Annotated in this window: 23 protein-coding genes; 18 read left to right on the top strand and 5 right to left on the bottom strand. The window is 45.4% G+C overall.

The features are described 5' to 3' along the window. Nucleotides 1-464: 464 nt before the first annotated feature. The 3 genes from ACFO4O_RS07355 (at nt 465) to ACFO4O_RS07345 (ending at nt 6059) form a co-directional block, all read left to right on the top strand. Complete coding sequence (locus ACFO4O_RS07355; RefSeq protein WP_382406978.1) at nt 465-3731, top strand: TonB-dependent receptor; 3267 nt, start codon at nt 465-467, stop codon at nt 3729-3731. Nucleotides 3732-3829: 98 nt separating this feature from the next. After that, on the top strand, nt 3830-5356 hold the full coding sequence (locus ACFO4O_RS07350) for a tryptophan halogenase family protein (RefSeq protein ID WP_382406977.1): 1527 nt from the start codon (nt 3830-3832) through the stop codon (nt 5354-5356). A 70-nt stretch (nt 5357-5426) separates the two neighbouring features. After that, complete coding sequence (locus ACFO4O_RS07345) at nt 5427-6059, top strand: hypothetical protein (protein ID WP_382406975.1); 633 nt, start codon at nt 5427-5429, stop codon at nt 6057-6059. Nucleotides 6060-6080: 21 nt separating this feature from the next. On the opposite strand, the gene ACFO4O_RS07340 is transcribed toward ACFO4O_RS07345, so the two are convergent. Further along, the gene (locus tag ACFO4O_RS07340) at nt 6081-7244 is read right to left on the bottom strand and encodes a flagella assembly protein FlgT (RefSeq protein WP_382406973.1); all 1164 of its coding nucleotides are present in this window, start codon (nt 7242-7244) and stop codon (nt 6081-6083) included. Nucleotides 7245-7760: 516 nt separating this feature from the next. Here ACFO4O_RS07340 and ACFO4O_RS07335 point away from each other — a divergent pair. Then, nucleotides 7761-8207 carry an LPP20 family lipoprotein gene (locus ACFO4O_RS07335; RefSeq protein ID WP_382408265.1) on the top strand — a complete coding sequence of 149 codons (447 nt, stop codon included), beginning with the start codon at nt 7761-7763 and terminating at the stop codon, nt 8205-8207. Nucleotides 8208-8245: 38 nt separating this feature from the next. On the opposite strand, the gene ACFO4O_RS07330 is transcribed toward ACFO4O_RS07335, so the two are convergent. The 4 genes from ACFO4O_RS07330 to flgA form a co-directional block, all read right to left on the bottom strand. Further along, the gene (locus tag ACFO4O_RS07330) at nt 8246-9334 is read right to left on the bottom strand and encodes an alpha/beta hydrolase (protein WP_382406971.1); all 1089 of its coding nucleotides are present in this window, start codon (nt 9332-9334) and stop codon (nt 8246-8248) included. A gap of 126 nt (nt 9335-9460) precedes the next feature. After that, the gene (gene flgN, locus ACFO4O_RS07325) at nt 9461-9892 is read right to left on the bottom strand and encodes a flagellar export chaperone FlgN (protein ID WP_382406969.1); all 432 of its coding nucleotides are present in this window, start codon (nt 9890-9892) and stop codon (nt 9461-9463) included. Nucleotides 9893-9900: 8 nt separating this feature from the next. Next, on the bottom strand, nt 9901-10233 hold the full coding sequence (gene flgM / locus ACFO4O_RS07320; protein ID WP_382406967.1) for a flagellar biosynthesis anti-sigma factor FlgM: 333 nt from the start codon (nt 10231-10233) through the stop codon (nt 9901-9903). Nucleotides 10234-10534: 301 nt separating this feature from the next. After that, nucleotides 10535-11242 (bottom strand): flagellar basal body P-ring formation chaperone FlgA, encoded by a 708-nt coding sequence (flgA, locus tag ACFO4O_RS07315; RefSeq protein ID WP_382406965.1) that lies wholly within the window; start codon nt 11240-11242, stop codon nt 10535-10537. 138 nt (nt 11243-11380) lie between these two features. On the opposite strand from flgA, the gene ACFO4O_RS07310 reads away from it, so the two are divergent. From ACFO4O_RS07310 to ACFO4O_RS07245, 14 genes are all read left to right on the top strand, one after another. Next, complete coding sequence (locus ACFO4O_RS07310) at nt 11381-12319, top strand: chemotaxis protein CheV (RefSeq protein WP_382406963.1); 939 nt, start codon at nt 11381-11383, stop codon at nt 12317-12319. Next, nucleotides 12320-13162, top strand: coding sequence for a CheR family methyltransferase (locus tag ACFO4O_RS07305; protein ID WP_382406961.1), 843 nt, complete (start codon nt 12320-12322; stop codon nt 13160-13162). Between the two features lie 110 nt (nt 13163-13272). Beyond that, a complete protein-coding gene (gene flgB / locus ACFO4O_RS07300; protein ID WP_382406959.1) occupies nt 13273-13692 on the top strand; it encodes a flagellar basal body rod protein FlgB in 420 nt (139 codons plus the stop codon). Beyond that, nucleotides 13692-14114, top strand: coding sequence for a flagellar basal body rod protein FlgC (gene flgC, locus ACFO4O_RS07295; RefSeq protein WP_382406957.1), 423 nt, complete (start codon nt 13692-13694; stop codon nt 14112-14114). The genes flgB and flgC overlap by 1 nt, the downstream gene beginning before the upstream one ends. A 44-nt stretch (nt 14115-14158) precedes the next feature. Beyond that, entirely contained in the window at nt 14159-14851 is a 693-nt protein-coding gene (locus ACFO4O_RS07290; RefSeq protein WP_382406955.1) for a flagellar hook assembly protein FlgD, read from the top strand. Between the two features lie 9 nt (nt 14852-14860). Further along, nucleotides 14861-16246: a flagellar hook protein FlgE gene (gene flgE / locus ACFO4O_RS07285; RefSeq protein WP_382406953.1), complete on the top strand. Its 1386-nt coding sequence runs from the start codon at nt 14861-14863 to the stop codon at nt 16244-16246. Nucleotides 16247-16517: 271 nt separating this feature from the next. Beyond that, a complete protein-coding gene (gene flgF / locus ACFO4O_RS07280; RefSeq protein WP_382406951.1) occupies nt 16518-17261 on the top strand; it encodes a flagellar basal-body rod protein FlgF in 744 nt (247 codons plus the stop codon). A 28-nt stretch (nt 17262-17289) separates the two neighbouring features. After that, a complete protein-coding gene (flgG, locus tag ACFO4O_RS07275) occupies nt 17290-18078 on the top strand; it encodes a flagellar basal-body rod protein FlgG (protein ID WP_382406949.1) in 789 nt (262 codons plus the stop codon). Between the two features lie 10 nt (nt 18079-18088). Next, nucleotides 18089-18775, top strand: coding sequence for a flagellar basal body L-ring protein FlgH (flgH, locus tag ACFO4O_RS07270; protein ID WP_382406947.1), 687 nt, complete (start codon nt 18089-18091; stop codon nt 18773-18775). Beyond that, nucleotides 18772-19926 carry a flagellar basal body P-ring protein FlgI gene (locus ACFO4O_RS07265; RefSeq protein WP_382406945.1) on the top strand — a complete coding sequence of 385 codons (1155 nt, stop codon included), beginning with the start codon at nt 18772-18774 and terminating at the stop codon, nt 19924-19926. The genes flgH and ACFO4O_RS07265 overlap by 4 nt, the downstream gene beginning before the upstream one ends. A 45-nt stretch (nt 19927-19971) precedes the next feature. Further along, complete coding sequence (gene flgJ, locus ACFO4O_RS07260) at nt 19972-21045, top strand: flagellar assembly peptidoglycan hydrolase FlgJ (RefSeq protein WP_382406943.1); 1074 nt, start codon at nt 19972-19974, stop codon at nt 21043-21045. Further along, nucleotides 21042-23198, top strand: a complete 2157-nt coding sequence (gene flgK / locus ACFO4O_RS07255) for a flagellar hook-associated protein FlgK (protein WP_382406941.1) — start codon at nt 21042-21044, stop codon at nt 23196-23198. Before flgJ ends, flgK begins: the two co-directional genes overlap by 4 nt. Before the next feature lie 91 nt (nt 23199-23289). After that, nucleotides 23290-24513, top strand: a complete 1224-nt coding sequence (gene flgL, locus ACFO4O_RS07250; RefSeq protein ID WP_382406939.1) for a flagellar hook-associated protein FlgL — start codon at nt 23290-23292, stop codon at nt 24511-24513. Nucleotides 24514-25066: 553 nt separating this feature from the next. Further along, nucleotides 25067-25903 carry a flagellin N-terminal helical domain-containing protein gene (locus tag ACFO4O_RS07245; RefSeq protein ID WP_382406937.1) on the top strand — a complete coding sequence of 279 codons (837 nt, stop codon included), beginning with the start codon at nt 25067-25069 and terminating at the stop codon, nt 25901-25903. Nucleotides 25904-26356: the final 453 nt, after the last annotated feature.

Raw genomic sequence — 26356 nt, 5'->3', positions numbered from 1 at the left:
ATTTTCAAGTTTTTTATGCATCGCAGTAAAAACGCAAACTATACGCATGTTGAGACCCACATAAACAATCAGTTCAAAAAGTTCCTTCTTTTTGTAAAATGGATGTTATGAAATTTATTTTGTGCCTTACGAAATATCAATAATAATTTTTGCTGAATTACGTTATTTTGTTAATTTTTATGTTTAAAAGCCTAAAAAGTTGCATCGCTAGCCTATTTTCTTCTACCCGCTTGTTAATATCGAAATTATGGCGATTACATCTTGTTTACAAATAAAACACTTTGGTTTAGTTTGGCGGAGAAGCTGCTAAATAGGCAGCAGTTTATGCGAGCAGTATCCACGTAATGGTGTAAGCCCGCACAAACACGGATAGTACGAAGTCGTATCTTTGCAGCACGCCATAATAACTCTTACCAAGATTGGTCAGGCAGCAGGTACACAAAAACTCGAAAACGGGAGCCACTATGGTTAGGCACACAACTAAACACACACATTCTCACAACAGATTTTTTCGCAAAAGTCTTGTTGCACTCGCTATTGCCGGACTAACGACTGGTGCGTACGCGCAGCAGACGCCTGATCCTGAGCAAGAAAAACAAGAAGAAATGGCAGAAGTCATTGAAGTTAAGGGCCAGCGCGGTAACTTAATGAGAGCGTCAGATATGAAACGGGAAGCGGGCACCTTCCTAGATGCCATCGACGCATCCGATATATCAGCGCTTCCAGATACAAGTATTACTGAAGCACTTCAACGTGTACCTGGTGTTGCCATAGAACGTTTCGCTGCAAGAAACGACCCTGACCATTTCAGTACAGAAGGAACGGGCATCGTTATTCGTGGTTTGAGCCAAACGCGAAGCGAGTTTAATGGACGCAGCACGTTCAGTGCTAACAGTGGACGCGGATTGAGCTTTGCGGACGTTGCACCTGAACTTGTAGGTAGCGTATTAGTTTACAAAAACCAAATGGCAGAGCTTATTGAGGGTGGTATCTCGGGTACTATCGATTTGAATACTCGTAAAGCCTTTGACAGCCCTGACCGTGTATTCGCATTTAACGCTGAGTATGTTTATGGCGATTTGCGTGAAGAGGGTGCTCCACAGTTTTCGTTTTTATACAGCGACCGTTTTCAAACTGACAACGGTGAGTTTGGTTTCTTGGTTAACTACACAAAAGCCAGAGTGAAATTCCAGTCTGACGGTATCCAAACAGGTACTAACTGGGATGATCGTTCTACTCCAGATACCGCAGAAGGCGGAAACGCCGGTAACCCATTGTGGGTATTAGGTAATGTGCAAGATGCGAACGGTAATGACGTTATCGGCGCAGACGGCAACCCCATTGCGCAAAAAGTATTGCGCGGTGTTGGCGCAAGAAGAAAGCAAGATGACCGAGATCGTGAAGGCGGCTCAGCATCTATTCAATGGCGTTCACCTGATGAAAATACATTAATCACAGCCGAGTATATACGTTCTGACTCTTCGTTAGAGTGGACTGAAAACTCGATTGAAATGCAGCGTAACGACGAAGCGGTAACCGTACCTGTTGACGGTACTGAAATCGTGTTCGACGAAAACGGCTACATGATTGAAGGTTTGTTAACGGCACAAGGTCCAGCTTACCGTTCAAACGTACCGGGAGATGACCCTTTCGGACGCTTGCAGAACACTCAAAACTGGGGTGATTCAAACAACCCAGAGTTTTGGCCGCAGTACGGCGGTTTGGTTGAATCAACTACGCGTTTCAGAGAAGACACCAACTTGGTTGAAGACTTCTCAATTAATGTAAAACATCAGCTTGGCGACAACTGGTTTTTAGAGTTTGACGCACAGCGTGTAGAAGCAGAAGCGACTGTTATTGACCACACATTGTTCTATGGTCAAAACGCAACCTTCTACTATAAAGCAAATGGCGATGATGTGCCTGATATCGGCTTCTTCGATCCCCGTTATTCAACTGACCCAGGCTTTGAGAGTCAGTTAGGTGTCGATAGCCCGAACAACGCTTACTGGCGTGCAGGTATGCCGCATTCGCAAGACAACGAAGGCGAAGAAACTGCCTTTATGTTTGATGCAAAATATGTGTTTGACAGTGGCTTTATTGAGTCGGTTAAATCAGGTATTCGTTATTCTAAGCGTGACCAAACAACGCGCGAATCTGCGTACCATTGGAAACACTTACATGCTGCATGGCACGATGGCGGTCCAGGGTGGATCAATCGAGGCATTCCAACGACTGATGCACTTCAGCAATATTCTACATTAGCTGACTTCAGCGATATGCAGGGTGGCGCAATTGTAATGGGTTCTCAGTTTATGGTGCCTACACTCGATATCGCGAAAAACTACGGCGACCCTCAATTTGCTGATTTACTTAAGCAAATGGCCGCAGCGGTTGGTGATGACGGTTATAGCCTGTTAAACGAGCGTATCGACGGTGACGGTAACCCCACTGTAGATGGTAGTAACTATTTACGTGAAGAGATAAACACGATTACCGAAGAAAACACTGCGCTTTACGTACAGGCAAACTACGCCTTTGAAATAGGTGATATTCCTATTGATGGTAACTTTGGTGTTCGCTACGTTGACGTAGAATCGCAAACTGATGGTTTTGTTATTTATCCAGACTACACGGAGCAGCGCGCAATCAATGAGGGCGGACCAGATTACGACCCTAACGATTTCGGTTTCTTGTTCTTACCACAGGCTGATAGAGATTTTGGTACTGGGTCGGCAGTTCCGCTCCAATTTACCGATAACTACACTAATCTGTTACCGAGCTTTAACTTACGTGCTGAGCTAAGCGAAAATATGTTCATACGTTTAGCTGTTGCCGAAGCAATCGCTTATCCAAACTTAGGGCAAAAACGTGGTTTCTTACGCGTGAGTGCAGACGAGATTGATGTTACTCGCGAACCAGCATTCGATGCAGATGGAAATCCAATTCTTGATGACCAGGGTAATCCGGTACAGAACATTACCGATGCGAATGTTAACTTCTATCGGGCAACGGGCGGTAACCCAAGCATTCAACCAATGGAGTCGATTAACTACGACGCATCGTTTGAATGGTACTTTGATGAAGGCGCTAACTTTATTGTGTCAGTCTTCTATAAAGACCTTGAAAACTTCTTCTTGTCGGGAGACCGCGGCGCGGTTATTGAGAACCCTGTTTCAGGCACGTCTCAGCCGGTTGTAATTTCTGGCCCTCGAAATGGTGAAGAGGGCTCGATGAAGGGTTATGAAATTTCATATCAGCAGTTCTTTGGTATGTTGCCAGAACCGTTTGACGGTTTAGGTGTTCAGGCTAACTATACCTACTTAAGTTCTGACGGTATACCTAACCCTAATCTTGATACCGACGGCAGTATTCTTGACGATGCGCGCGACGGCTTGCCGCTAGAGCAGTTGTCAGAAGATACAGTGAACTTGGTTGTTATGTATGAAAAAGACCGCATTCATGCGCGTTTAGCATATAACTGGCGTTCAGAGTTCTTATTGACTGCTCGTGACGTTATTACACGTAAACCTATCTTCAACGAAGCAACTGGACAGTTAGACGGCTCAATCTTTTATGATGTGACCGATAGCATTTCAGTAGGTTTGCAAGCAGTTAACCTAACGGATGAAACCATCCGAACCACTATGTTGCAAGGAGAAGACCGTCTTAACCGTTCATGGTTTAACAACGACAGACGTTTCTCGTTCATCGTAAGGGGTTCATTCTAAGTTACATAGAAGTAAATGTATGTTGATAACGACCTGTTGCAAATTGCAGCAGGTCGTTAGACACTGTTAAGCAGGTTAGTCTTGAGAAGTAATATCACATGCAACAAGCAAATCAGATAAAAAAAATTGTCATTTTAGGCGGCGGCAGCGCAGGCTGGATGTGTGCGGCATTGATGGCAAAACAACTTACCACAAAATTTTGCGATATTACCCTGATTGAGTCCGAAGAAATCGGCACAGTATCAGTGGGTGAAGCAACTATCCCTCAAATTATTCAGTTCAATGCGGTACTCGGCATTGACGAAAACGAATTTATTACTAAAACCAACGCTACCTTTAAGCTGGGTATTCAGTTTAAAAACTGGGGACGCATAGGCGATGACTATATTCATCCTTTTGGCCAACACGGCACTGCTGTAGGTCCTCTTCCGTTTTACCAATACTGGCTGAAAATGCGCGAGCTAGGCAGTCAGCAGGAGCTAGAAGAGTTTTCAATGGAAGCATTAGCGGCTCGAAATGGTCGCTTTATGCGTCCTGCCCGAATCGAAAATTCGCCGCTTAGCAGCATTGCTTATGCCTATCATTTTGACGCTACCCTCTACGCAAAGTTCTTACGAGAGTTTTCATGCGAGAAGGGCGTGCAGCGCATTGAAGGAAAAGTCGATAAAATCAAGCAACGTGAAACTGACGGCTTTATTGAAAGCCTCAAGCTCGCTGACGGTCAGGTCGTTGAAGGCGATTTATTCATAGACTGTTCAGGATTTAAGGGCTTACTGATTGAAAAAACACTTGGCGCCGAATACGTAGACTGGCGTCACTGGTTACCTTGCGACAGCGCAGTGGTTGCACCATGCGCCATTAAGAATCCGGTAAACCCTAATACGACCTCAACGGCGCACACCGCAGGTTGGCAATGGCGTATTCCTTTGCAAAACCGAGTAGGGAATGGCTGTGTATACTCCAGTGCATTTATGAGTCGAGAGGAGGCTTTGCACAATCTCACGTCGACGATTGAGAGTGAACCTCTAGCCGAACCACGTGATTTGAAATGGGTCACCGGTTATCGTAAAACGCCATGGGTGAAAAACGTAGTAGCGATTGGCCTGTCGGCTGGCTTTGTTGAACCGCTCGAATCAACTGGCTTGCATACGATCCAAAATGCCATTTCTAAGCTTATAATCATGTTCCCGACCAAGGCGTTTAAACAATCGGATATTGACGCCTACAACAAGGTGTCGGAAATTGAATTTGCGCGGCTGCGTGATTTCATTATTTTGCACTACAAAGCCACGCAGCGCGATGATTCAGAGTTTTGGCGCTATTGTAAAAACATGGACATCCCAGACACTCTGAAAGAGAAGTTTGAATTGTTCCAAGAAAATGGACGATTCTGGCGTCAAGACAGTGAGCTTTTTGGCGAGGCTTCATGGATATCTGTGTTTGTGGGTCAAAATGTTTATCCTCAGTCTCCGCACCCTTTAGTTAATATCATGACCGAAGAAAAGCTGCGAGATGAGATGCAGCATATTAAGCATGTGCTTGATAATTCGGTCACGCGCATACCCGGGCACTTTGACTATATCAATAGATACTGCGTAAAACCTGAGTTTCAAAAAACGGGCTAGGCTTAACTAGCCCCTTTTTTTATGTGAAATACAACAGTCATTTCAATCTAACCACGAAACGAGAATAAATATGAAAGTCATTCATCTACCTTTTATTTTATTTTTTGCACTGATAAGTGTTATCGCAAGCAGCCACGCTCAAGAGTCAGACCGCAATAAAGAAGTCGATAAAGCCTACGCCAAACTACTTACCTATTTACCTGAGGGCGCCCAGCTGATTCATGTCCCTTATGCAGATAAGCTGGGAAGTTATGGGCCTAACCTCACAACCACCTACGTTAACGACGCTGATGTCACCGGCGGAAAGCTGATTCAACTCAACGTTAAAAAAGCAGGTAAAAACATTTGGGATGATGCGGTAACCGCAGATGTGGGCGGTGAGATAAAAAAAGGCGATGTGGTGTATATGATGTTTTGGGGGCGAATCTCTCCTGAAGACCAAAACAATGAAACAATTAGACTGGCGGGCTTAGGTATACAAAAAGCCAGCCCTCCCTACAATAAAATTTTGACCAAAGACGTTGAGTTAACCTTAGGGTGGCAAACATTTGCAGTCGCCGGAAAAGCCACAGAAGACTTTACCAACTATGGCAGTCAATTAAACTTTCCTGTGTCGACAGGTACGCATATTATTGAGTTCGGTCCAGTCTTTATCTTTAACCTCGGCCCCGATGTCGATATGAGAAGTTTACCGTTTCTCTAGCGTGTAAGCGTCTTTTTCTTGCTACTGCCGAGCGACAAAGTCGTTCGGCTGCACATCTCCCAAATAGCTGTTGTCGGCCGACATAGCCGTTGCCGTATTGTTGTAGACTTGCTTTACGATAAGTGAAGTAGGGTGCAATCTAAATTGCTGATAGGACTGACCAAAGGGATCGCTTACTTCCTTTACATTGAACAGCGTCAGTTTGTCTCCTGCCTGAACCTTATGACTGCGCCCTAGATTAATTTGCAACTGGTTATTAGCTACCGCTAAAACGCGACCCATGGTAGGTTCACACCGCGTATTTTCCTCTAGTTCAGCAATACTGTGCTGTATTTGTTTCACGATATTTTGACCATACTGGCTTTGCCAAAAGCGTTTGGAGCCCACGTCCACGCGTTCGTTTCTATCAAATTCCCAGTTGGCTCGTGAACGATAGGTTTTACTGAACAATTGCTCGCCGGTCGCGCCGTTAACTATCGCGACGCTGAAGTCAAATGCACGCACCTGCTGATCACCTTTGTAAAACTCAAACGCGGAAGGCCGCTGCTTTTCAACAGACACGTCATCAATGCTCACGGTTAATACATATTGTGTGTTTGTTTTGTTCGTTAGTACGCTTGCCGATGTTTCAACATCGGCTAAATGCCAGTCGAATACATAGGGCTCTATATGACTAATTTGCAGAGCGGAGCTCATTTTATCCATGATGCTTTGAAACTTAAGCGCCACTTCTTTACCTAGTTTTTGTATCTGACCGTTGGCAGCTTGTCCTTCGTAGCGAATGGGAAAATAGGTGCTGGCAATACGTTTAGTGTAATCACTTGCACTACATTGGCTGTTTTGAGCAAAAATATCAGCACGAATAGATACGGTTACTACACCGTCTTGGTAAACTTCATCAGTTAATTCAACTGCGGCGACTTCACCGGCAGCCCTGACCTCTAAATGATCGTTCAACAACAAGCCATTCGTTATTTGCTGAACGCTAGTCACAGAGGCGCCGGCAAACAAGAGCGCCTGACGGATAGCCTCTTCGGTCGCTTGTTGACGAGCCGCCTCTTTGTCGCCATTTACAATTACCGCCTGTCCCGACGCTGCAAACCATGCCGCGTGTGCATTGGCAACGAAAACGCTCAGGGATATTAGCATTAGCAAGCAGTAGCGCTTAGTCAAAAGGGTAGTCATATTTTCCTCCGGGTAGCTTGGCCTTTTATTTGCAAACTTTTACTTGCAAATAAAGCCTCGTACTTACGAATAAGAAGTTAAGATTTAGAAGTAGAAATTCAATACACGGCGATAAACACACGACCATAAACTTCAAATCATTATTTAACGTCATTGATATACGATATAAACAAGTTACGTGCCATATGCGCAGGTTTGCCCTTCTGCCAATGCAGCCATGGCACACGCTTTGCTTTATCTAACTCACATTCCGTTATGAAATGAACGACTAACACTAAGCGACTGAAACAACTTACTTAATGAGGTGGTTCATGTATGCAAAAAGCAAGGCGAAATAACATGTGTTTTAGATATGCTGAAGATTTACACAAGACTTTACAAAAGACTGCACCTAAGACTACACACCAGGCAATGCGACAAATAAGCGCAGCGACACGCTTTACGCGGTCAGGCATAGACAACTTAAAGACCAAATACGCAAATATAGCGACCAAATTTTTGCGCATCGCCGCGCGCATGCTAGCGTTAACTTTACTGATATTCATGAGTGCCTGCTCGTCGGTAATTTCAAAACACGTTGAATGGGAAACCATTGAGCCAGAAAACTACCCCGTATTGAGCGCAGTCGGCTATGCCCCAATTAATGCACAGCTAGGCCTCAATGACTCAAGCAAACGAATACAGGCGATGAAAGCGTCAAAACTCGATGCTTATCGCGAGCTTGCAGAACAAGTGTATGGACAGAAAGTTGACGCCGAGCAATCACTAGCAGATTTGGTGCTAACCAACAATCAACTTAAGTCAACCGTTGAGGGCGTGATACGCGGAGCGAAAGTGCTCAAAACCTACCCGATAGGGGATGACACCTATGCCACCGAATTAGAGCTTGATATGGCGGTGGTTTATGATTTGTATTTAAGCACGGCTAAACCCAGACGTGTCAAAGATGTAAGCTACTACTAAGGCACATTCCACGCGGTAGCGATGGCCTCGGCATACAATCACAAATGATAGTAGTTTTCAGCGGCTTCATATGTAAGCCGTTTTTCTACGCAGCGACCATTAAATATATCGTCAAATAAGGCTTTGAGCGCTGAATTTTGCTCTACCGGCTCACCCTTGAAGTAGCTATGTTCGTTGCCTACCCCTTCACACTCAGTTACGTCAATATACACGCAGTGTTCGCTATTTAAGCTCTTTAGAAAATGCCCCAAGCGTGCTTTTTGCGAGGCCCCAGGCTTGATGCGAGACACGCGCAGCGCAGCGTCATTTTCGTTAATTACCACATAAATTCGCTTGCGAACGTCAATTTTGTCTACCCATTGTGCATGATTTTCGTTGTTGGTGTCGCCGGCCACTAAATTAATATTATCAAATACAAGTTGTGAGGTTTTATTGTCACTGGTCATCAAAGAGTGTTTAAGCAGATAGTTTCCCATACTGTGACATAGCAAATTAATTTTGACCTTACATACCGCGCTAACTAGTTCAGTGTAGAGGCTAGCAGCTGCCATTGGGTTGTCTCGGTGCTGATACTTTTGCTCTACCTTGTGGGCAATTGATTTTAAACTAGCGGTGCACATCAAGGTATGAAAAAACTGTATTTTCTCAACAAAGCGGTTAAACGCGCCAGACGATGCTCGCGCGTCTGCCTTGTCACTCAAATATGAGGCAGTTCCTGATATCGTTCCACCGCCGTTAGCGGGCCAAGTGAACGGAACAACAATGGCGTTATAAAGTGACTCAAGCTGTTCGGCGGTTTTAAGCACATCACCTACATCATTGTTATAGCCATGGACAAAAAATAATATGGATTTATTTTGTTTTTGGGCCTGTTCAAAAATGTCGCATGCCACAGCCAACGAAGCGTGCCAAGGAATGTTAGTATTAATATCCAAGTTAAATTTTTTGTTGAGCTGGTCAACGCGCGGCTGCTCGAGTTTGTCTTCTAAAGGCTCTACTCTCCATGTTTTGTTATGCTGAGTGACTTTAACAAGGCGAAGTTCGTTTGGGCCCTTGGGGTTGGGCGTATCGCCAAATGCTTTTATGTTGCCGGTATTATCCACTGCTCTGTTGGTGACTATATACATAGACAAGCCCTAGTCTTTGACCAAATAATGTACAGTCTAGAATAGTCTTTTTTGGATGTGATGCAAGGCACAAAAAAACGCGTCTTAAAGACGCGTTTTCGAAAAAAGGTAGGGTGGTATTAGAAATTACACGCTAACGCCTTTGCCAGCGCTGTCGCCTATGGCAAGTCCGGCGCGGTTGTAAGTCATCGATTCTTTCGCTCGAAGCTCCATCATCATGTTGCGCAAATGGACTAGGCGCAACTGACCATGCTCGACCGATTTGGCATTAATCGCCGTCAGGTACTTACATTCGCCCAAGACTTTTTTGCAGTCCTCAAGCAATGCCTGACACGCATCTGGAATAGCCGATTGCTCTGCTACGCGTTTATACATTATCTCTACCGCCTGGTCTTGCGACTCGATATCGGCTAAAAGAGCCTGCTTATCGTTTAGCAACTGCATCAGTGTTTCAGGTTCACGAGAGCTTATTAAATGTAACTCTTGTTCCAGCACCACTTTTAGCTCGCAAAGCAAGCTAAGCTGTTTATTTATCGCATTCTCAAGACTTGTAGTCATAATGTATCCTACGCTTTAACGCCTAGTATTTGAGACTCAAGGACCGCAATTTTATTTGCTAATACCTCAGGGTTCACTCGATATTCGCCTTCTGAAATGGCTTTTTTCAAGCGGTCTACCTTTTCTTGATTCACAGGTGCTTCGCCACCTTTTTTCTGCACATTAGCAAGCTGCTGTGCAGACTGCGTGAGCGAAACAGAGTCCTGCTTTGCCGGCGCTGCGCTTTGCGCCGCACCTGCTGTATTTGCACTGCCAGACGATTGGGTTTGAGTTTGCTGTTGAGCAAGCTTGGCCGGGTCTAGCTGTGGCTTATTTGTGTTGTTTATATTGTTAATTGACATAATATTTGCACCACCGTTTATTACCTCTACATCTCTGTATCGGCCGCACTATTGTAATCTTTAGTGCTAACTATGACATTTTTTTGTCACTTTGCATTATTATAGCATTTTATTGACGAACATATGATTGATACCACATTCTACAATACGCTTTGTAATACATATAAGCTAAATAAATCATTGGGTTAGAGCGAGTCTTAAGCTGTTTTCCCAGTTTCTATGAGTCGGTGTAAAATAATTTTTGACTCATATGTAGCGTTCTTAATACTTGATTAGCAACTCCTATACCAAGTTATAGAAATTAAATTTTTATTTGTACTTCTTCGGTACCCGACACCGTTGCAAACACCAGTTTGTCTGACGATGTGTTGCGAACTTGAATGGTTTCGCCTAGGGTGCCGTCCTCTTCAGCAATGCCATATACCTGTATACTTAAGCCGCCAGTAATGGCACTAATGGTGACTCTATCGCCCTTACACACAAAACACAGCATTGATTCATTCAGGATCGTACCGGGTCTTACTCTTCTTTTAATTCGGGCTCCCGCCAAGTCGCTCATGCTACTAAAGGTAGACCCTCTTATTTTGCCTTTATCTATATCGGCAATTTTCATGTTTCTTGAAGAGAGCATCGCACCCGGGCTTAAGGTATCGCTTGTTACGACCACTTGCTGCAAGTTTTGAATGGATACGTGAGTGAACAAAAACCACTGATTACTGGGGCAGGTAACTTTGACGGATATATTTGTTAGGCGCGAATCGTAATTTGGGCTAGCAAATTGGTAGCCCTCTGGGCAGTAGGGGATTTGAATGCGTTCATCTATTTCCCTTACATTTACTTTGATATCGGCGTCGCTAGCATCAAGTAAGTTGTGCAGCACATATTCTTCGGCTTGAACCTGAATCATCATATGGTTAGAAGTTTGTGCCAGCGCAGTCAAACTCACAAAAAATAAAGTAAAGACAATGCTTAATCTGGTCGATACAGGGATATGTAACATGTATTGCATGATTGACGTCCATTTTTATAGCGTTCTAGCTCTTATCGATAGCTGTCATAAAAGTGTCGATAATCGCTAAAAGCGTCATTCTTTTGTTAATACATAACTGTACGCAACTATCGTGCCGAACCATCATCGGGGGATTTCATGTCGGGTATTTTAGATTCGGTTAACCAGCGCACGCAGCTGGTAGGACAAAATCGTTTAGAGCTTTTATTATTTAGGCTTAATTCAAAACAGCGTTTCGGTATAAACGTATTTAAGGTGCGTGAGGTGCTGCAATGTCCGCCGCTCACTTCTATACCAAAGCTAAATGCTCTGGTAAGAGGCGTTGCCCATATACGCGGCCAAACTATTTCTGTCATCGATTTGTCGATGGCCACGGGTGGCGCTCCAATAGAAGACATTACATCTGGCTTTATTATAATTGCTGAGTACAACCGTTCGGTGCAGGGATTTCTTGTGGGTTCAGTTGAGCGAATTATTAATACCAACTGGGATGCAATAATGCCGCCACCAACTGGGACCGGCAAAGCAAGTTACTTAACAGCCGTGACCGAAGTGGACAAAGAGCTCATCGAAATACTCGACGTAGAAAAAATTCTGAATGAAATCTCGCCACTTTCAACAGATGTATCCAGCGAGATTTCAGACAACGTTGACGTATCAAAAAGTACAGGCAAAATCATTTTTATTGCTGACGACTCGTCCGTAGCCAGAAATCAGGTTAAAAAAGCGCTCAACACGCTAGGGCTCGAAATCGAAATGGCGAAAAATGGTTTAGAGGCCTTAACACGGTTGAAGGAGATTGCGGCGCAAACCGGCGATGTTACCGATAGAGTAGGTATTCTTGTATCTGATATCGAGATGCCTGAAATGGATGGCTACACCTTAACCGCCGAAATCAAAAACAATCCTGAATTGTCTCGCTTGCACGTGATACTGCATACATCTTTAAGTGGTGTCTTTAATCAAGCCATGGTGTCAAAAGTTGGCGCAGACGATTTTATCGCAAAATTTCATCCTGACGAATTGGCAACCGCTGTTCAGAAATGGCTTCAAACCGACTTAAAAGGCAAGGCATAAGTGACCGTAGCGCCAACCCCAGCATTAAACGACGTGAGCTATGGACAGTTTGCTCGTTTTTTGGCGCAGCGGCTTGGCATTACACTAGGTGAGAACAAACAGTATTTAGTGAGCAGTCGTTTGTCTATGGTGATGCGTGAGTTTGATGCGCTTGATATCAACGAATTTATCGCTAGAGCCATCGATGGCAAAAATACCAGTTTGACGGAGCGCGCACTTGAGTCGATGACGACAAACGAAACTTTTTGGTTTCGCGACGAATATCCCTATCAGATTTTAGCTAACGATTTACTGCCGGCTATCGCCAAAACGACGCAAAAGCTGCGAATTTGGAGCAGTGCCTGTTCATACGGTCAAGAGCCTTATTCTATCGCGATGGTAATCTCTGAATTTAAACGGCGTCAGCCCAGTGCGTTTAGTGCCGGCGTTGAAATCATTGCATCAGACATTTCGCAAAAAGTACTAAAGTTCGCTAGCGATGGTATATATGACGAGCTTGCCATTGCGCGCGGATTGCCTACTGCCATGCAAGACAGATACTTCTCAAGAGTTGATAAAAGCAAGCTAAAAGTAAATGAGTCGATTAAATCTATGGTGTCTTTCAAACGCGTGAACTTGCTGGACAGTTTTTATGCCTTGGGTAAATTCGATATTATTTTTTGTCGCAACGTGTTGATTTATTTTGATGCCGATAATAAGGCAAGCATACTGCAAAAACTCGCCGCTTTGTTGCCAGCCGATGGCGCTGTGATGTTAGGTGCGGCAGAGTCAGTCAGCGGGGCAGAAGACGTTTTAAAAATGGAAAAATGCGCTAGAGGCCTTTATTATAGACGTCGTGCATAGGCAATCGGTCCAAAAGCGATAAAAACATCCCCCCTCCTTTTTTATTTGGCATAGCACTTGCTAAATCCTCAGCAATACTCAAATCATAGTCATTGTTCAGGTAATTCAATATGGCCATTAACTTAGACCGCTTAGCTGGCTTTCATCATAACGCATTGAAGGTGCGTGCTGATAAAATGGAAGTCATTTCAGGCAATCTTGCCAATGCCAACACCCCTGGCTATAAGGCGCGCGATATTGATTTCCAAAGCGCGATGAAAACTGCCATGCAAAGCTCTCAAGGTTCTCAGCCAAGCGCATCAAGCTTGGTTCGCACTAACGATAAGCACATCGCAGGCGGCAGCGGTCCAAACTTTGACGTGAAATTTAGAATTCAAGATCAACCCGATACCGGTGACGGCAATAACGTCGACGTTCAAAAAGAGCGTAACGCCTTTCTTGAAAACGGCATGCGTTACGAGGCCAGTTTAATGTTGTTAAACGGCAAGTTCAGCGGCATGAAAAAAGCACTTAGCAGCGGAGGTCAATAATGAGCCTATTTAATGTGATGAAAATCTCAAGCACCGGCATGGCGGCAGAAAATGTCCGCTTGAATACCACCGCGAGCAACATTGCCAATGCTAACAGTGTGAGCAGCAGTTACGAAGATACTTATCGCGCGCGTCATCCTGTGTTTGCTGCGGCAATGGATCAGGCATCGGCCGACCAGTCAAAAGGCGTTGGCGTTGAGGTGAAAGGTATTGTGGAAAGTCAGCGACCCTTGCAAATCGAGTATGCGCCTGGCAATCCAATGGCTGATGAAAATGGCTACATCTATAAGTCTAACGTCAACATCGTCGAAGAAATGGCCGACATGATGTCAGCATCAAAGGCTTATGAGACCAATGTGCAAGTAGCCGACACCACCAAACGTATTTTCCGTCGAGTCTTACAACTCGGTCAAGGGCAGTAGTCAGCTTAGCCGCTTAAGCGCAGCTGTCATATAGAGGATATTTTATGAATGTTTTAGAACAACAAGGCCTTAATCGCGACCTTTATTGGAACACCGAAAAAGAAGTAAAGGTGTCCGACGGTACCGAGCAAACCTTAAATCAGGAAGACTTTTTTGCCCTGCTGACCGAGCAGTTAGCAAATCAAGACCCAACAAAACCGGTTGATAACGACCAAATGGTAGCGCAGATGACATCGTTCAGCACGGCAGAAGGCATCACGCAGTTAAACGAACAGTTTTCCAGTTTTGCAGCGTCTATGACGTCGAACCAAGCCCTTCAGGCGTCGAGCTTAATCGGTCAAGAAGTGCTGGTAACCGGTAATATCGGGCACAAAGACAGTGCTGACGGCTCTATTAGCGGCGTTATTATTAACGAGCAAAGCACACAAAATACTGAAATTAATATTTACAACGGCGCCGGTGAAGTAGTGCGCACAATGCAGGTGGGTACTCAGCCTGCTGGCAATATCGAATTTAACTGGGACGGCACCGACAAAAACGGCAATAAATTGCCGGCGGGTGATTATGCCGTTCAGGTTCAAGGTGAAGTGTTTGGCGAAGTCCAAGCGCTTCCTACAGCGATTCATCGCCACGTTGACAGCGTTAGCCTATCAGGCTCGGGCGCGGGCGTGGTGCTTAATTTAGATGGTGATGTCAGTATCAAGCTAGACGACGTCATTCAAATCGGTAATTCATAGGAGAAAAGCATGTCTTTTAATATCGCACTCAGTGGTGTATCTGCGTCACAAAAAGATTTAGACACAACGGCAAACAACATCGCCAACGTGAATACGGTCGGGTTTAAAGAATCACGCGCCGAGTTTGGAGATGTTTACGCAGCCTCTTTGCTTGCCTCAGGTAAAACCAAGGTAGGTGACGGTGCATTGACACAAGAAGTGTCTCAGCAGTTTTCTCAAGGTAGTTTAAGTTTTACCAATAACTCGCTCGATTTAGCAATAACCGGAAATGGTTTTTTCGCTACAGTACCTGAAATTACCTCTCGCGACTTTTCGTTTACACGGGCCGGCCAATTTAAATTAGATAGTAATAACTTTGTGGTCAATTCTGCCGGAGACAATTTATTGGGATTTCCAGTAAACCCTGACGGCACGTCTGCGTCTGTGGCCTTGAGTACAACGGTGCCAGTTCGTATTCCTGATTCATCAGGTTCACCGCAAAAAACATCAGAAGTAGACTTACGATTTAACTTACCTGCGGGTGACCAAGTAAAAGACCCTGCAGATTTTGACCCTTCAGATCCGCTCACCTATAACGCGGCAACATCGGTCACCGTGTACGACTCACTTGGCGATAGTCACGTCATGACTTATTACTTTATGAAAGACAACGACCCAGCCAATGTTAACGAATGGTATGTGGCAGCCTCTGTAGACGATGTGTTAGTAGACATGACCAATTCTGATGGAAGTGATGCTGATCCTGCTACAGCCGTTAACTCAGTTGGTACAGCCACGGGCAATGCGGTAACCGCAGCAAAACTAAAATTTAGTGACGGCGGCGACTTTATTGGCATAGAGTCGGCCGATGGTATTGCGCAGCTTGACCGAAAAATTGTCACCGAGGCGCTTGGCGGCGTTATTTTGGCGAATGGCTCTGATGCGACGCAGCAAATTGCCATTGATTTTAATCTTGACCCAAATGGCGCTAATCCAAATGAGCCCACTCAGTTCGCGTCAGCCTTTGAAGTGACCTCACTGGAGCAAGATGGTCTACCGGTAGGACGATTGACCGGTATTGACATCGGTCCAGACGGTTTGGTGCGAGCAACGTTTTCAAACGGAACATCTGAACCTATTGTACGAGTAGCGTTAGCACGCTTTGCAAACGAGCAAGGTTTGACGCAGCAGTCGGGTACAGCATGGAAGGAGAGTATCTTATCGGGTGAAGCCTTAGCAGGTGAAGCGACGACCGGTACATTTGGTGACATTAATTCGTCAGCCCTTGAACAGGCAAACGTAAACCTAACCACCGAGCTTATTGATATGATTATTGCGCAGAGAAACTTTCAGGCAAACTCAAGAGCGCTTGAGGTAAATAACCAGCTCAACCAGACCATCCTGAACATTCGATAAACCTAATGTTTAAGTAAGCTGAGGTTAATAAAATCTCAGCTTGCTTTAACATCATTAAGTTACAAAGGCGCGTAACACTTTTTCATTCTCATCGAAGGTGAACGAATGCCGAGTATGACGCTGATTTTACATCTCAATCATTTATTCATTTTTTGATACAAGGACTGTAGTCCGCCATTGCAGACCCACTTATCATCCCCCAACGCCACTTCTGGCATTTTAATTGCTTAGTCTTAGTTAAGGTCGATTTTTGACATATTAAGGCAGTATAATGGATAAGCTACTCTACATCGCCGCTAGCGGTGCAAATCAAGACTTACTGGCCACTGGCGTGCGCGCCAACAATCTGGCGAATGCGCAAACTAACGGTTTTAAAGCGCAGCTTGAACAAGCACGAGCAATGCCGGCCTACGGCGAAGGTTTGCCGTCTCGCGTATTTAGCATGACTGAAAGTCCTAGCAATAATTATGACGGCGGTGCAATGATTACCACCGACCGTCCGCTAGACGTTGCTGTTCAAGGCGACGGCTGGTTTGCAGTACAAACCCCGCAGGGCGGTGAAGCATTTACCCGCAACGGCAACTTCACAATGACTGCCGAGGGCGCGCTACAAGACTCAAAAGGTAATTTAGTGCTGGGTGAAAACGGGCCACTTTTTTTGCCTGTGCCAGTTCAGAATATCACCATAGCCGGCGACGGCACGATTTCTACTCGTCTACAAGGCGCGCCTGAGAACGCAATTGAAGACGTGGGCAGATTAAAATTGGTCAATCCTAACGTAGACCAAATCAAGCGTCGCGAAGACGGACTATTTGAACTTAAAGAAGGTGGTTTTGCCCAGCAAGATATTACGGTATCTGTGCGATCAGGCATGTTGGAGGGTTCCAATGTCAACGCGGTAGAAGAAATGGTGCAAATGATTAGCCTTCAGCGTCACTACGAAATGCAGGTCAAGCTAATGAACAAAGCAGACCAACTGTCTATGCGCGGCAACGCCTTACTAAGAATGATTTAACAGCGATTAGCTCGCTAAGGTATTTAATATGCACCCAGCTCTTTGGATTAGTAAAACGGGATTAGACGCCGCACAAACAGATGTGGCGGTGGTATCAAACAACTTGGCCAACGCCAGTACCGTTGGCTTTAAAAAAGACCGCGCGGTTTTTGAAGACTTGCTCTATCAAAATATTAATCAACCGGGCGGGCGCAGCTCTGCCGACACCGAACTGCCCTCAGGCCTTATGCTTGGTGCAGGTTCGAAGGTGGTCGCGACGCAAAAAACGCATACACAAGGTAATTTGTTAACAACAGAAAACGCCCTTGATATGTCGGTACAAGGTCGCGGATTTTTTGAAATTCAGATGCCCGACGGCAGCTCGTCTTATACGCGAAACGGCCAGTTTACATTAAACGATCAGGGTCAAATGGTTACCCCTGGCGCAGGTTTTGTCTTACAACCAGTTATTACCTTACCGCCAGATGCACAGCAGGTGACGATTTCTCAAGATGGTGAAGTCTCAGCGCAGCTGCGTGGACAAGCAGAACCACAAGTACTGGGTCAGATAAATCTCGCCGATTTTATTAATCCGGCAGGTTTGCAACCCATTGGACAAAATCTATATGCCGAGACGGCGGTATCTGGCGCGCCTATTCAGGGTGTGCCCGGCTTAGAGGGCTTAGGGACCATAGCACAAGGTACGCTTGAAACCTCTAATGTCAACGTAACCGAAGAGCTTGTAAATCTGATTGAAAGTCAGCGTTTGTACGAAATGAACTCAAAGGTTATTTCGTCGGTTGACCAGATGCTTGGTCAGGTTATTCAGCAGTTATAAGAGGTTTAGTATGAAAGGTCATATGATGTTTTTACTGCTGGCAATCATTGCGCTTAGCGCATGTAAGTCAACGGTATCAGAGCCAATAGCGGCGAACGACCCCTTTTACGCACCGGCGGTGCCGGTAGTCAAACGCGAACAAATCGCACAGACCGGGAGTTTATTCACGCCGGCGATGGCCAATAGTTTATATTCAGATGTAAAGGCGCGCAGGGTCGGCGATATCATTACGGTGCGCTTAAGTGAAAATACAAATGCCACGAAAAGTGCCGGTACCTCTACCTCAAAAGAATCAGGTGTTGATTTGCAACCGATAGTGGGTCTTGGCGGCAATGCCATACAAATCGGTAAAGAAGCCATTCAACTCGGTATGGACTCAAGCAATGAATTCACTGGCGATGCGCAAGCTAGTCAAAGCAATAGCCTGCAAGGCAATATTTCGGTGACGGTGGTAGACGTTCTGCCTAATCAAAACTTAATCATTCGCGGTGAGAAGTGGTTGACGCTAAACAATGGCGATGAATACATCCGTTTGACCGGAGTGATTCGACCGGCTGACATAACGCCTACTAACGAAATCCAATCGACTAAAATTGCTAATGCGCGCATTCAGTATAGCGGCACGGGCAGCTTTGCAAGAGCTCAAGAAAAAGGTTGGTTGACTCAATTTTTCTCATCTACATGGTGGCCACTATGATACGTGTCTCTTCTTTAGGCTCGTGCTTCAGTGCCCGGGTGTTAGCCTTTTCGTTAGCCCTTTCGTTAGGTATAACGTCTGTGCTGCCAGCCTACAGCGCCCAGCGTATCAAAGACCTTGCCAGCGTGCAGGGCGTACGCTCTAACCAGTTGGTAGGCTATGGTTTGGTGGTTGGTTTACCGGGAACGGGAGAAACCAGTCCGTTCACCGAGCAATCATTTCGCACCATGTTAAGTAATTTTGGCATAAGCTTAGATGACAACGTTAAGCCAAAAATTAAAAACGTAGCGGCCGTAGCCGTTCACGCAGAGCTTCCGGCATTTACCAAACCTGGCCAAACCATAGACATTACCGTGTCGTCGGTAGGTGAGGCTGCCAGTTTACAGGGCGGCACGCTGCTACAAACCTTTCTGCGCGGACTTGATGGAGAAGTCTACGCCGTTGCACAAGGGTCACTGGTGGTGAGTGGGTTTGGCGTGCAGGGCAATGATGGTTCTCGTATTGTCAGCAATACTCCTACCGTTGGCACGATTGCAAATGGCGCCGTGGTAGAGCGGTCAGTGCCAAGCGGCCTTATGCAAAACGACTATCTAACGCTGAACTTACACAGCCCAGATTTTAGCACCGCCCAAGCGATGTCAGACAAAATTAACCAGCGCTTAGGCGCTGATCCCGATAATGGTTATGCGATTGCCACGCCCCTAGATGCAGCTTCGGTTAGAGTCATGGCACCGCGCGATGTAGCGCAGCGAGTGGGCTTTTTGGCCACTATTGAAAACTTTGAATTTGAGCCGGCTACCGCGCCTGCTCGCATCGTTGTGAACAGCCGCACCGGCACCATCGTAATCGGACAAGACGTGAGATTGATGCCAGCGGCAATTACCCATGGTGGCTTGACCGTTACCATTTCTGAAGACCCACAGGTTGTCCAGCCAAATGCATTTGCGGGCGGCGAGACGGTGGTTGTTCCTCGCTCAATTGTTGATGTCGATTTAGACGACAGCCGCATGTTTAAGTTTGACCCAGGCGTTACGCTCGACCAGCTCGTAAGAGCGGTGAACGAAATAGGCGCTGCACCCGGAGACCTAATGGCCATTCTTGAAGCGCTGCGTCAAGCGGGTGCGCTACAAGGCGAGCTGATTGTAATTTAATTCAGCTTTATGTGATTTATTTAAGCTAAGAAAGAGAGAAGTAGCATGGATTTGTCGTCGAACGCAAAATCGCAGTTAGAGATGTCAAGGTCGGTACATGACCTTGGTAGTCTTGATACTTTGCGTGCGGCCGCCAAATCAGGCGATGAAGGCGCGCTTGAAGAAGCCGCTAAGCAGTTTGAAGCAATCTTTGTTCAAATGCTGCTGAAATCGATGCGCAAGGCGCAAGATGCAATGGCCGACAAAGACAGTCCGTTTAACTCAGAGCAGGTGAAGTTTTACCGTGACATGCACGACCAGCAGCTAGCCACCGACCTCTCTACTAAAGGTAGCCTAGGCTTAGCCGACGTTATTGTGCAGCAAATGAGCTTAAACAATGGCGTAATGCCAGCCAGTGCGGTTAGAAATGACGCTGATTTATCTATGCTAAATCGCAATGCAAAGCTGCGTGCACAATTCATGGAAAAGTCGGCTATAGAAGACTTATCTGGGAAAAGTCCTCATCAGAACGCTCAACAAACTCCCAATCAAAGTTCATCATCGTTGTTGCAAAGCATTGAGCTTCGTCAGGTGGCTTCTCAAAATGGTCAGGCTACGCAGGCGCAAAACAAAGTGCAAGATGCTCAGCCTACAAAAAAAGCCGCTTTTGCGTCGCCTAAAGAATTTATAAAAGCGCTTTATCCTCAAGCGCAGGCTGCAGCAGAGCGATTAGGTATTTCAGCAAAAGCGCTTATTGCACAAGCTGCGGTTGAAACCGGCTGGGGCAAATTTATGATCCACCAAGGGGATGGCAACAATGCGCACAACCTGTTCGGTATCAAAGCTGACAAGCGCTGGGACGGCAATAAAACGGTTATCGATACCTTAGAGTTTAAAAATAATATTCCACAAAAGCAGCAGGCAGCTTTTAGAACCTACAGCAATTTTGAAGAATCGCTGCATGATTATGTGGATTTTGTGAGCGGCAACCCGCGTTATCAACATGCCTTAGAAAAAGCCCAAGCACCTAATGAGTACTTCAAAGAGCTGCAGCGAGCCGGCTACGCCACAGACCCTAAATATGCCGACAAAGTGATGTCGGTGTATAACAGCCCAACTATGAGTGAATTGTTACCATGATTCGAAATGCGGATCTTTTTTCGATTGCTAAAACCGGTATTAACGCCAGCAATAAGCTGCTCAATACCACCAGTAACAATATAGCCAACGTGAATAGCGAAGGATATGTGCGCGAGCGCACAACCTTCAGCAATCATATGAATGGCGGTGTAGATTTTGGGTTTACCGACAGAGTCTTCGATGTGTTTGCGCAAAATCAACTGCGCAGAGATACTTCTTTTGTGGGCGAGTCTCAAGCCTATTTTGACCGCGTTGAGGGATTAGATAGAGTGTTGGCAAGCGAGGCAAACAGTATTGCCAGCTCAATGACAAGCTTTTTTGGCGCCATTCAAACCGCCGCAGACGACCCAACAAACACCGCCGCTCGCGATGCCATTATGGGCAGAGCCACCGGCATGTTAAATCGTATCAACCAGCTTGGCGATTTTATGAAAGCCAAAGAAGATGAAGTCGAGCTGCAAATACAACAATCGGTAGACCGCGCGAATAGCTTAATTAAGCAAATTGGCGATTTAAATGAAGCGGTACAAATTGCAAATGGTTCGTCTGTGGTCGATACGCCTACTAAACTGCTCAATCAGCGTGACCAAGCGATACTTGAGTTATCAAGCATCGTTGCGCTAGAAGTAAGAAACAGCCCTAATGGCGATGATGGCTTAGTCGTTAATTTAACCACTGGAGAATCACTTGTAATGGCCGACGGCAGCTTCAACGTATTTGCCGTTGGTGGCGAGCCAGATTTTACTAACCGTCAGCTCACGCTCAAAACTGATTTTCAGTCGCTCACAAAAAATGATGCAACAATCAACATTCTAGAAGAAAACTTAGGGGGCGGCTTGGGCGGTTTATTTAAATACCGTGAACAGGTGCTTGAGCCCACCCAGCGCGACCTTGGTAAACTTGCAACAAGCTTGGCAGATGCAGTGAATACGCAGAACCGCCAAGGCATGGATTTAGACCAGCAGCTAGGCGGCGATATTTTTAAGATTGCCGAGTTCAGTTCCATTAATTATCCGACAAACAGCGACCTGAGCTTACAAATGCGCGGACGTATCAGCCCGGGTGCAAGCGGTGAAGTCACAAACAACGATTACAAAGTGACGGTGATGACTACTCCGAGCACCGGTACACCGGCAACCTTTGATATTCAGGTTGAGGCCATGAAAAGTGATGGTCGACCGCAGCTTGATGCAAGCGGAAATCCCATTGTAGAAACCTTGACGGTTGATGCAAGTTTAGGATCATTCAACAAAACTATGGGCGGGATAGAGCTCGAATTTGCTAGCGGTTCGCAGTATCAGGTAGGGGACAGCTTTTTGATTCAACCTACCCGCACCGCAGCCGCCAACTTAGGTATGGCAACGACACGCTCAGAAGATTGGGCATTTGCCAAACCCATTCGCGTAGATTCAGGTGACAATAACTTAGGCGATGCAAAGTTGGTTGCCACCACATCTAGCAATACCGTTGTTGACAGTACTTTTACCAGTAATGATGCATCTGCGTTCACAGGCTTAGGTGGTTTAAACACCTCAGCTAATTCACCTTCAAATATATATGGTGCACCCGTTACAATCAGGTTTATCGCATCTGATGAATATCAAGTGCTTGATAATTCAACGCCAGCACAGGTTATTACAACGGTTTCAGGCGTGACTGATTTAAACAATCTTATTGAGAAAGCAAAAGCGGGCGGCGCTCCGGCATGGCCTGCTGATTTTGCTGCACTGAGTGATTATCCCGGTTATGACTTTTCATTGCAGGGTGAGCCAAAAGCAGGCGATGTATTTACCATTGCCTACAACACTGACGGAATTAATGATAACCGCAATGCGGTTGAGTTTGCGCAGCTGCAACAAGCCTCATTGGTTCGCCAGGGCAGTGCATCAAATCAAAACAAAACAACCTTAAATGAGGCCTACTCCTCTATTGTGGGCAGCGTGGGGTCGGCAACGGCTAATGCCAGCGTTAATTTAGAAGCGGCAACGGTAATGCGCACTCAATCATCTGAATGGTTTGAGTCTACCGCTGGGGTGAGTCTTGATGAAGAGGCCGCCAACTTGATTCAATTTCAGCAGTCATATGCCGCGGCGGCTCAGATTTTAAGTTCAGCCAGAGAAATGTTTCAGACTATCTTGTCGGTCACCAGATAATGAGATACTCAGCGCAGAGTGCCTTACTCCGCATTTATAGAAATGTAGGCACCATAGTCACACAGAATAAAAGAAACAAAGAGAACGATAGATGAGAGTTACCACTAATTTAATATTTGATCAAAACTTGCGGGCTATTAATACAAGTCAAGGTGAGTTGTCAGACTTACAGAGTCAACTTGCGAGCGGAAAGCGCTTGTTGCGTCCATCTGATGATCCGGTGGGGGCCTCACAAGTTATTCGATTGACTGAGGATTTAGAAAAAACCAATCAATATGAACGTAACATCGACATGGCGAAAAGCAATCTTGAACTGCAAGAAACCTCGCTTCGCTCCATCACCGATGTGATAAATCGCGCACGCGTGTTGACTGTTCAGTCGGGTAACGGCATCTTTTCACAACCCGATCGCGAAGCGGTTGCCGCCGAGATTGACCAAATCCGTAATCAAGTGATTGACTTGATGAATACTCAAAACGCCAGCGGCGACTATATTTTTTCGGGCTATCAGTCACAAAAACAGGCCTTTGCGTTTAATCCAGCCAACAAAGCCGAACCTATTAAGTTTCAGGGCGATGACGGAACCAATCGTATCCAAATCTCTGACAGCGTAAGCATTCAAACCACCAGCTCGGGCAAAAGTGTATTTGAAAATGTAAACGGTCGATTGAATTTTGACTTAGTGACCAATAATGGCGCGAGCCTAGGCGCCTATGGCATCCGTAATCAGGGTAGCTTTGATAGTTTCCATGAACGAAATTACGACCCGGTAAATGCTGTAAATAACCAATATAGCTTTACCATTACCGCAGCAAATTTAGTCACCATCAGCAATGTGGGTACAGGCAATGTTGAAGCAACCTTGCCCTACGATCCCGCAGAGCAAATGAACTTTAATGGCTTTGAATTTGAACTTAACGGCAATGTAGGGGATTCGTTGACTGTTGAGCTAAAACGTCCTGAAAAAACAAACTTAGCAGAGAGCCTACATAAAATGTCGGCGGCCTTAAACGACCCTAACATTTCATCTCAAGCATTTTCATCGGTCATTGATGACACTCTAGTTGGCATCGACAACGGCTTAGCGCAGATAGCGCGAGAAAACTCTTCCATTGGTGCGCGTTTGAATATTGCAGAGTCTATAAGAAACTCTTTACTCGACAGCGAAGTAACCAACCAAGAGGCGCGCTCAGCCATTCAAGACGTAGATTATGCGCAAGCATCTTCAGATTTTGCCCGACAGGAAACCGCGCTTGAAGCAGCCTTTGCGAGTTTTCCTCGAATTGCTAATTTGTCGCTTTTTAACTATATCTAACAATCGCGCTGGTCCTCGGCGCGACTAACATCATTATCGCGCCCGTACCTTTAATCAATAATCTCAATCAAGAATTCCAAACAAAACTCTCAACCAAGACCGTTCCGATAAGTAGAGAATTATAAAGTCGGGGGGCATAGGCAAATATAAAAGACGCTTTTCGCCATCCTGGCCGCTCAGGCGCGCACATCCCTGTGCGCGCATGCTTTTATTTTTGCCTATACCCCCAACTTTCATGCGTTTGCTCATTAGTTCTTCAAAAGAATATTAAAAAATTTTCTTACTTAAAATTTGGTCATTCTTACAAGCTAACTGTTTGTTTTAACAATCTCATCGTGAAGTTCAAATTTTAAAGGCGGCAATTTTTTGCCGCCTTTTGCGTTTTTTTTCGAAATTAGACTAAAGGGAATTTGTAGAGTGTCGATACAGTCTTCGAGAGAGCCAGTACATGTACTTTTCAAAAGTTGAAGAGTCATGTTCTACAATTTGAAAATAATACCGGAATCCGTCCGGCTGCCAGCAAGCGCTGGACTGAGAGTGTAGGAGAAGACTTATGTCTATGTTCGTAAATACTAACGTGTCAAGCTTAAACGCCCAACGTCAGTTATTCAATTCAAGTAATTCACTAGGTACGTCTTTTGAGCGTCTATCTTCTGGTATGAGAATCAACCGTGCATCTGACGATGCGGCCGGTCTTCAAATTACCGACAGAATGACCACTCAAATTAACGGTCTAAACCAAGCAGTTAACAACGCAAACGACGCAATTTCTCTTGCTCAAACAGCAGAAGGCGCTTTAGGCGAGACTACCACTGCCTTGCAGCGAATTCGTCAGCTTGCGGTACAATCACAAAACGGTATTAACTCTGCAGATGACCGTTTGGCACTTCAAAAAGAAGTATCTGCCCTTAAGTTTGAAATTTCTAGAATTGCAACTGATACGCAATTCAACAAGGTTAACATTCTTGACGGAAACTTCTCTGCTAAATTCTTGGTAGGTGCTAACGCCAACCAGAATATATCAGTTAATCTTTCTGGTACCGGCCCAATTGGCGGTCGAGGATATGGTGCGTCTGCATTGATTGGTACGTTGTCAGTATCAACTGTTGCCGGAGCATCAGCTGCAATCGCTGCACTTGATACTGCTATTTCAGCGGTGGGTGCGACTCGCGCAGACCTTGGTGCGTTAACTAACCGTTTCCAGTCTACTATCCGTAATCTATCAAACGTATCTGAAAATATGTCTTCAGCGCGTTCACAGATTCTTGATACTGACTTTGCTAAAGAAACTGCAAACCTAACTCGTAACCAGATTCTACAGCAAGCTAGCACAACTATCTTGTCACAGGCTAATCAGCGTCCACAGGCAGCTCTACAGCTTCTTGGCTAATTACGCCAGTAATAAGTAGCTCGACCCTACTGTTTGGGGAATGAAGCCAGGAGGTAGTAACTTGTATTCACAAGCCAAACAGAACTTAGAGCGCGCTCACTCTATCCCTTGAGCGATTGGCCAGGCATTGCCTGGCCGCTTATTTCCCTCTTTTTTCATCTAATTTAGTTTTTTTCTAAAGCTTTTTGCGCATGCGGCGATAACCTATTTAAGCAGGGCAATACAGCAATAATAAAAACTGAAGACCCTGCAAACATCAATAATAAAAACAATACGATGTCGCTAAGTTTTTTAGCAAAAAGTTTCTTAGCAAAAAGTTTCTTAGCAAAAAGTCACTTAGCAAAAAGTTACTTAGCAAATAGCGTTAGGATGAATAAACGAGCAGCCAAGCCCATACGGTATTGCCTGAATGTGCGTCACTGAATATTGAAGCTAATTTTCGATGCATCAAAT

Origin of the sequence: Glaciecola siphonariae, assembly GCF_042652645.1 — a bacterium.
In the GTDB taxonomy this organism is placed as follows: Bacteria; Pseudomonadota; Gammaproteobacteria; order Enterobacterales; family Alteromonadaceae; genus Glaciecola; species Glaciecola siphonariae.
This window is presented reverse-complemented; position numbering and strand designations above follow the sequence as displayed.

Excerpts from the sequence above, each read along its gene's own strand:
- ACFO4O_RS07355 (WP_382406978.1), top strand. The coding sequence starts at position 465 with ATGGTTAGGCACACAACTAAACACACACATTCTCACAACAGATTTTTT.
- ACFO4O_RS07350 (WP_382406977.1), top strand. The coding sequence starts at position 3,830 with ATGCAACAAGCAAATCAGATAAAAAAAATTGTCATTTTAGGCGGCGGC.
- ACFO4O_RS07345 (WP_382406975.1), top strand. The coding sequence starts at position 5,427 with ATGAAAGTCATTCATCTACCTTTTATTTTATTTTTTGCACTGATAAGT.
- ACFO4O_RS07340 (WP_382406973.1), bottom strand. The coding sequence starts at position 7,244 with ATGACTACCCTTTTGACTAAGCGCTACTGCTTGCTAATGCTAATATCC.
- ACFO4O_RS07335 (WP_382408265.1), top strand. The coding sequence starts at position 7,761 with ATGCTAGCGTTAACTTTACTGATATTCATGAGTGCCTGCTCGTCGGTA.
- ACFO4O_RS07330 (WP_382406971.1), bottom strand. The coding sequence starts at position 9,334 with ATGTATATAGTCACCAACAGAGCAGTGGATAATACCGGCAACATAAAA.
- flgN (WP_382406969.1), bottom strand. The coding sequence starts at position 9,892 with ATGACTACAAGTCTTGAGAATGCGATAAATAAACAGCTTAGCTTGCTT.
- flgM (WP_382406967.1), bottom strand. The coding sequence starts at position 10,233 with ATGTCAATTAACAATATAAACAACACAAATAAGCCACAGCTAGACCCG.
- flgA (WP_382406965.1), bottom strand. The coding sequence starts at position 11,242 with ATGCAATACATGTTACATATCCCTGTATCGACCAGATTAAGCATTGTC.
- ACFO4O_RS07310 (WP_382406963.1), top strand. The coding sequence starts at position 11,381 with ATGTCGGGTATTTTAGATTCGGTTAACCAGCGCACGCAGCTGGTAGGA.
- flgB (WP_382406959.1), top strand. The coding sequence starts at position 13,273 with ATGGCCATTAACTTAGACCGCTTAGCTGGCTTTCATCATAACGCATTG.
- flgC (WP_382406957.1), top strand. The coding sequence starts at position 13,692 with ATGAGCCTATTTAATGTGATGAAAATCTCAAGCACCGGCATGGCGGCA.
- ACFO4O_RS07290 (WP_382406955.1), top strand. The coding sequence starts at position 14,159 with ATGAATGTTTTAGAACAACAAGGCCTTAATCGCGACCTTTATTGGAAC.
- flgE (WP_382406953.1), top strand. The coding sequence starts at position 14,861 with ATGTCTTTTAATATCGCACTCAGTGGTGTATCTGCGTCACAAAAAGAT.
- flgF (WP_382406951.1), top strand. The coding sequence starts at position 16,518 with ATGGATAAGCTACTCTACATCGCCGCTAGCGGTGCAAATCAAGACTTA.
- flgG (WP_382406949.1), top strand. The coding sequence starts at position 17,290 with ATGCACCCAGCTCTTTGGATTAGTAAAACGGGATTAGACGCCGCACAA.
- flgH (WP_382406947.1), top strand. The coding sequence starts at position 18,089 with ATGAAAGGTCATATGATGTTTTTACTGCTGGCAATCATTGCGCTTAGC.
- ACFO4O_RS07265 (WP_382406945.1), top strand. The coding sequence starts at position 18,772 with ATGATACGTGTCTCTTCTTTAGGCTCGTGCTTCAGTGCCCGGGTGTTA.
- flgJ (WP_382406943.1), top strand. The coding sequence starts at position 19,972 with ATGGATTTGTCGTCGAACGCAAAATCGCAGTTAGAGATGTCAAGGTCG.
- flgK (WP_382406941.1), top strand. The coding sequence starts at position 21,042 with ATGATTCGAAATGCGGATCTTTTTTCGATTGCTAAAACCGGTATTAAC.
- flgL (WP_382406939.1), top strand. The coding sequence starts at position 23,290 with ATGAGAGTTACCACTAATTTAATATTTGATCAAAACTTGCGGGCTATT.
- ACFO4O_RS07245 (WP_382406937.1), top strand. The coding sequence starts at position 25,067 with ATGTCTATGTTCGTAAATACTAACGTGTCAAGCTTAAACGCCCAACGT.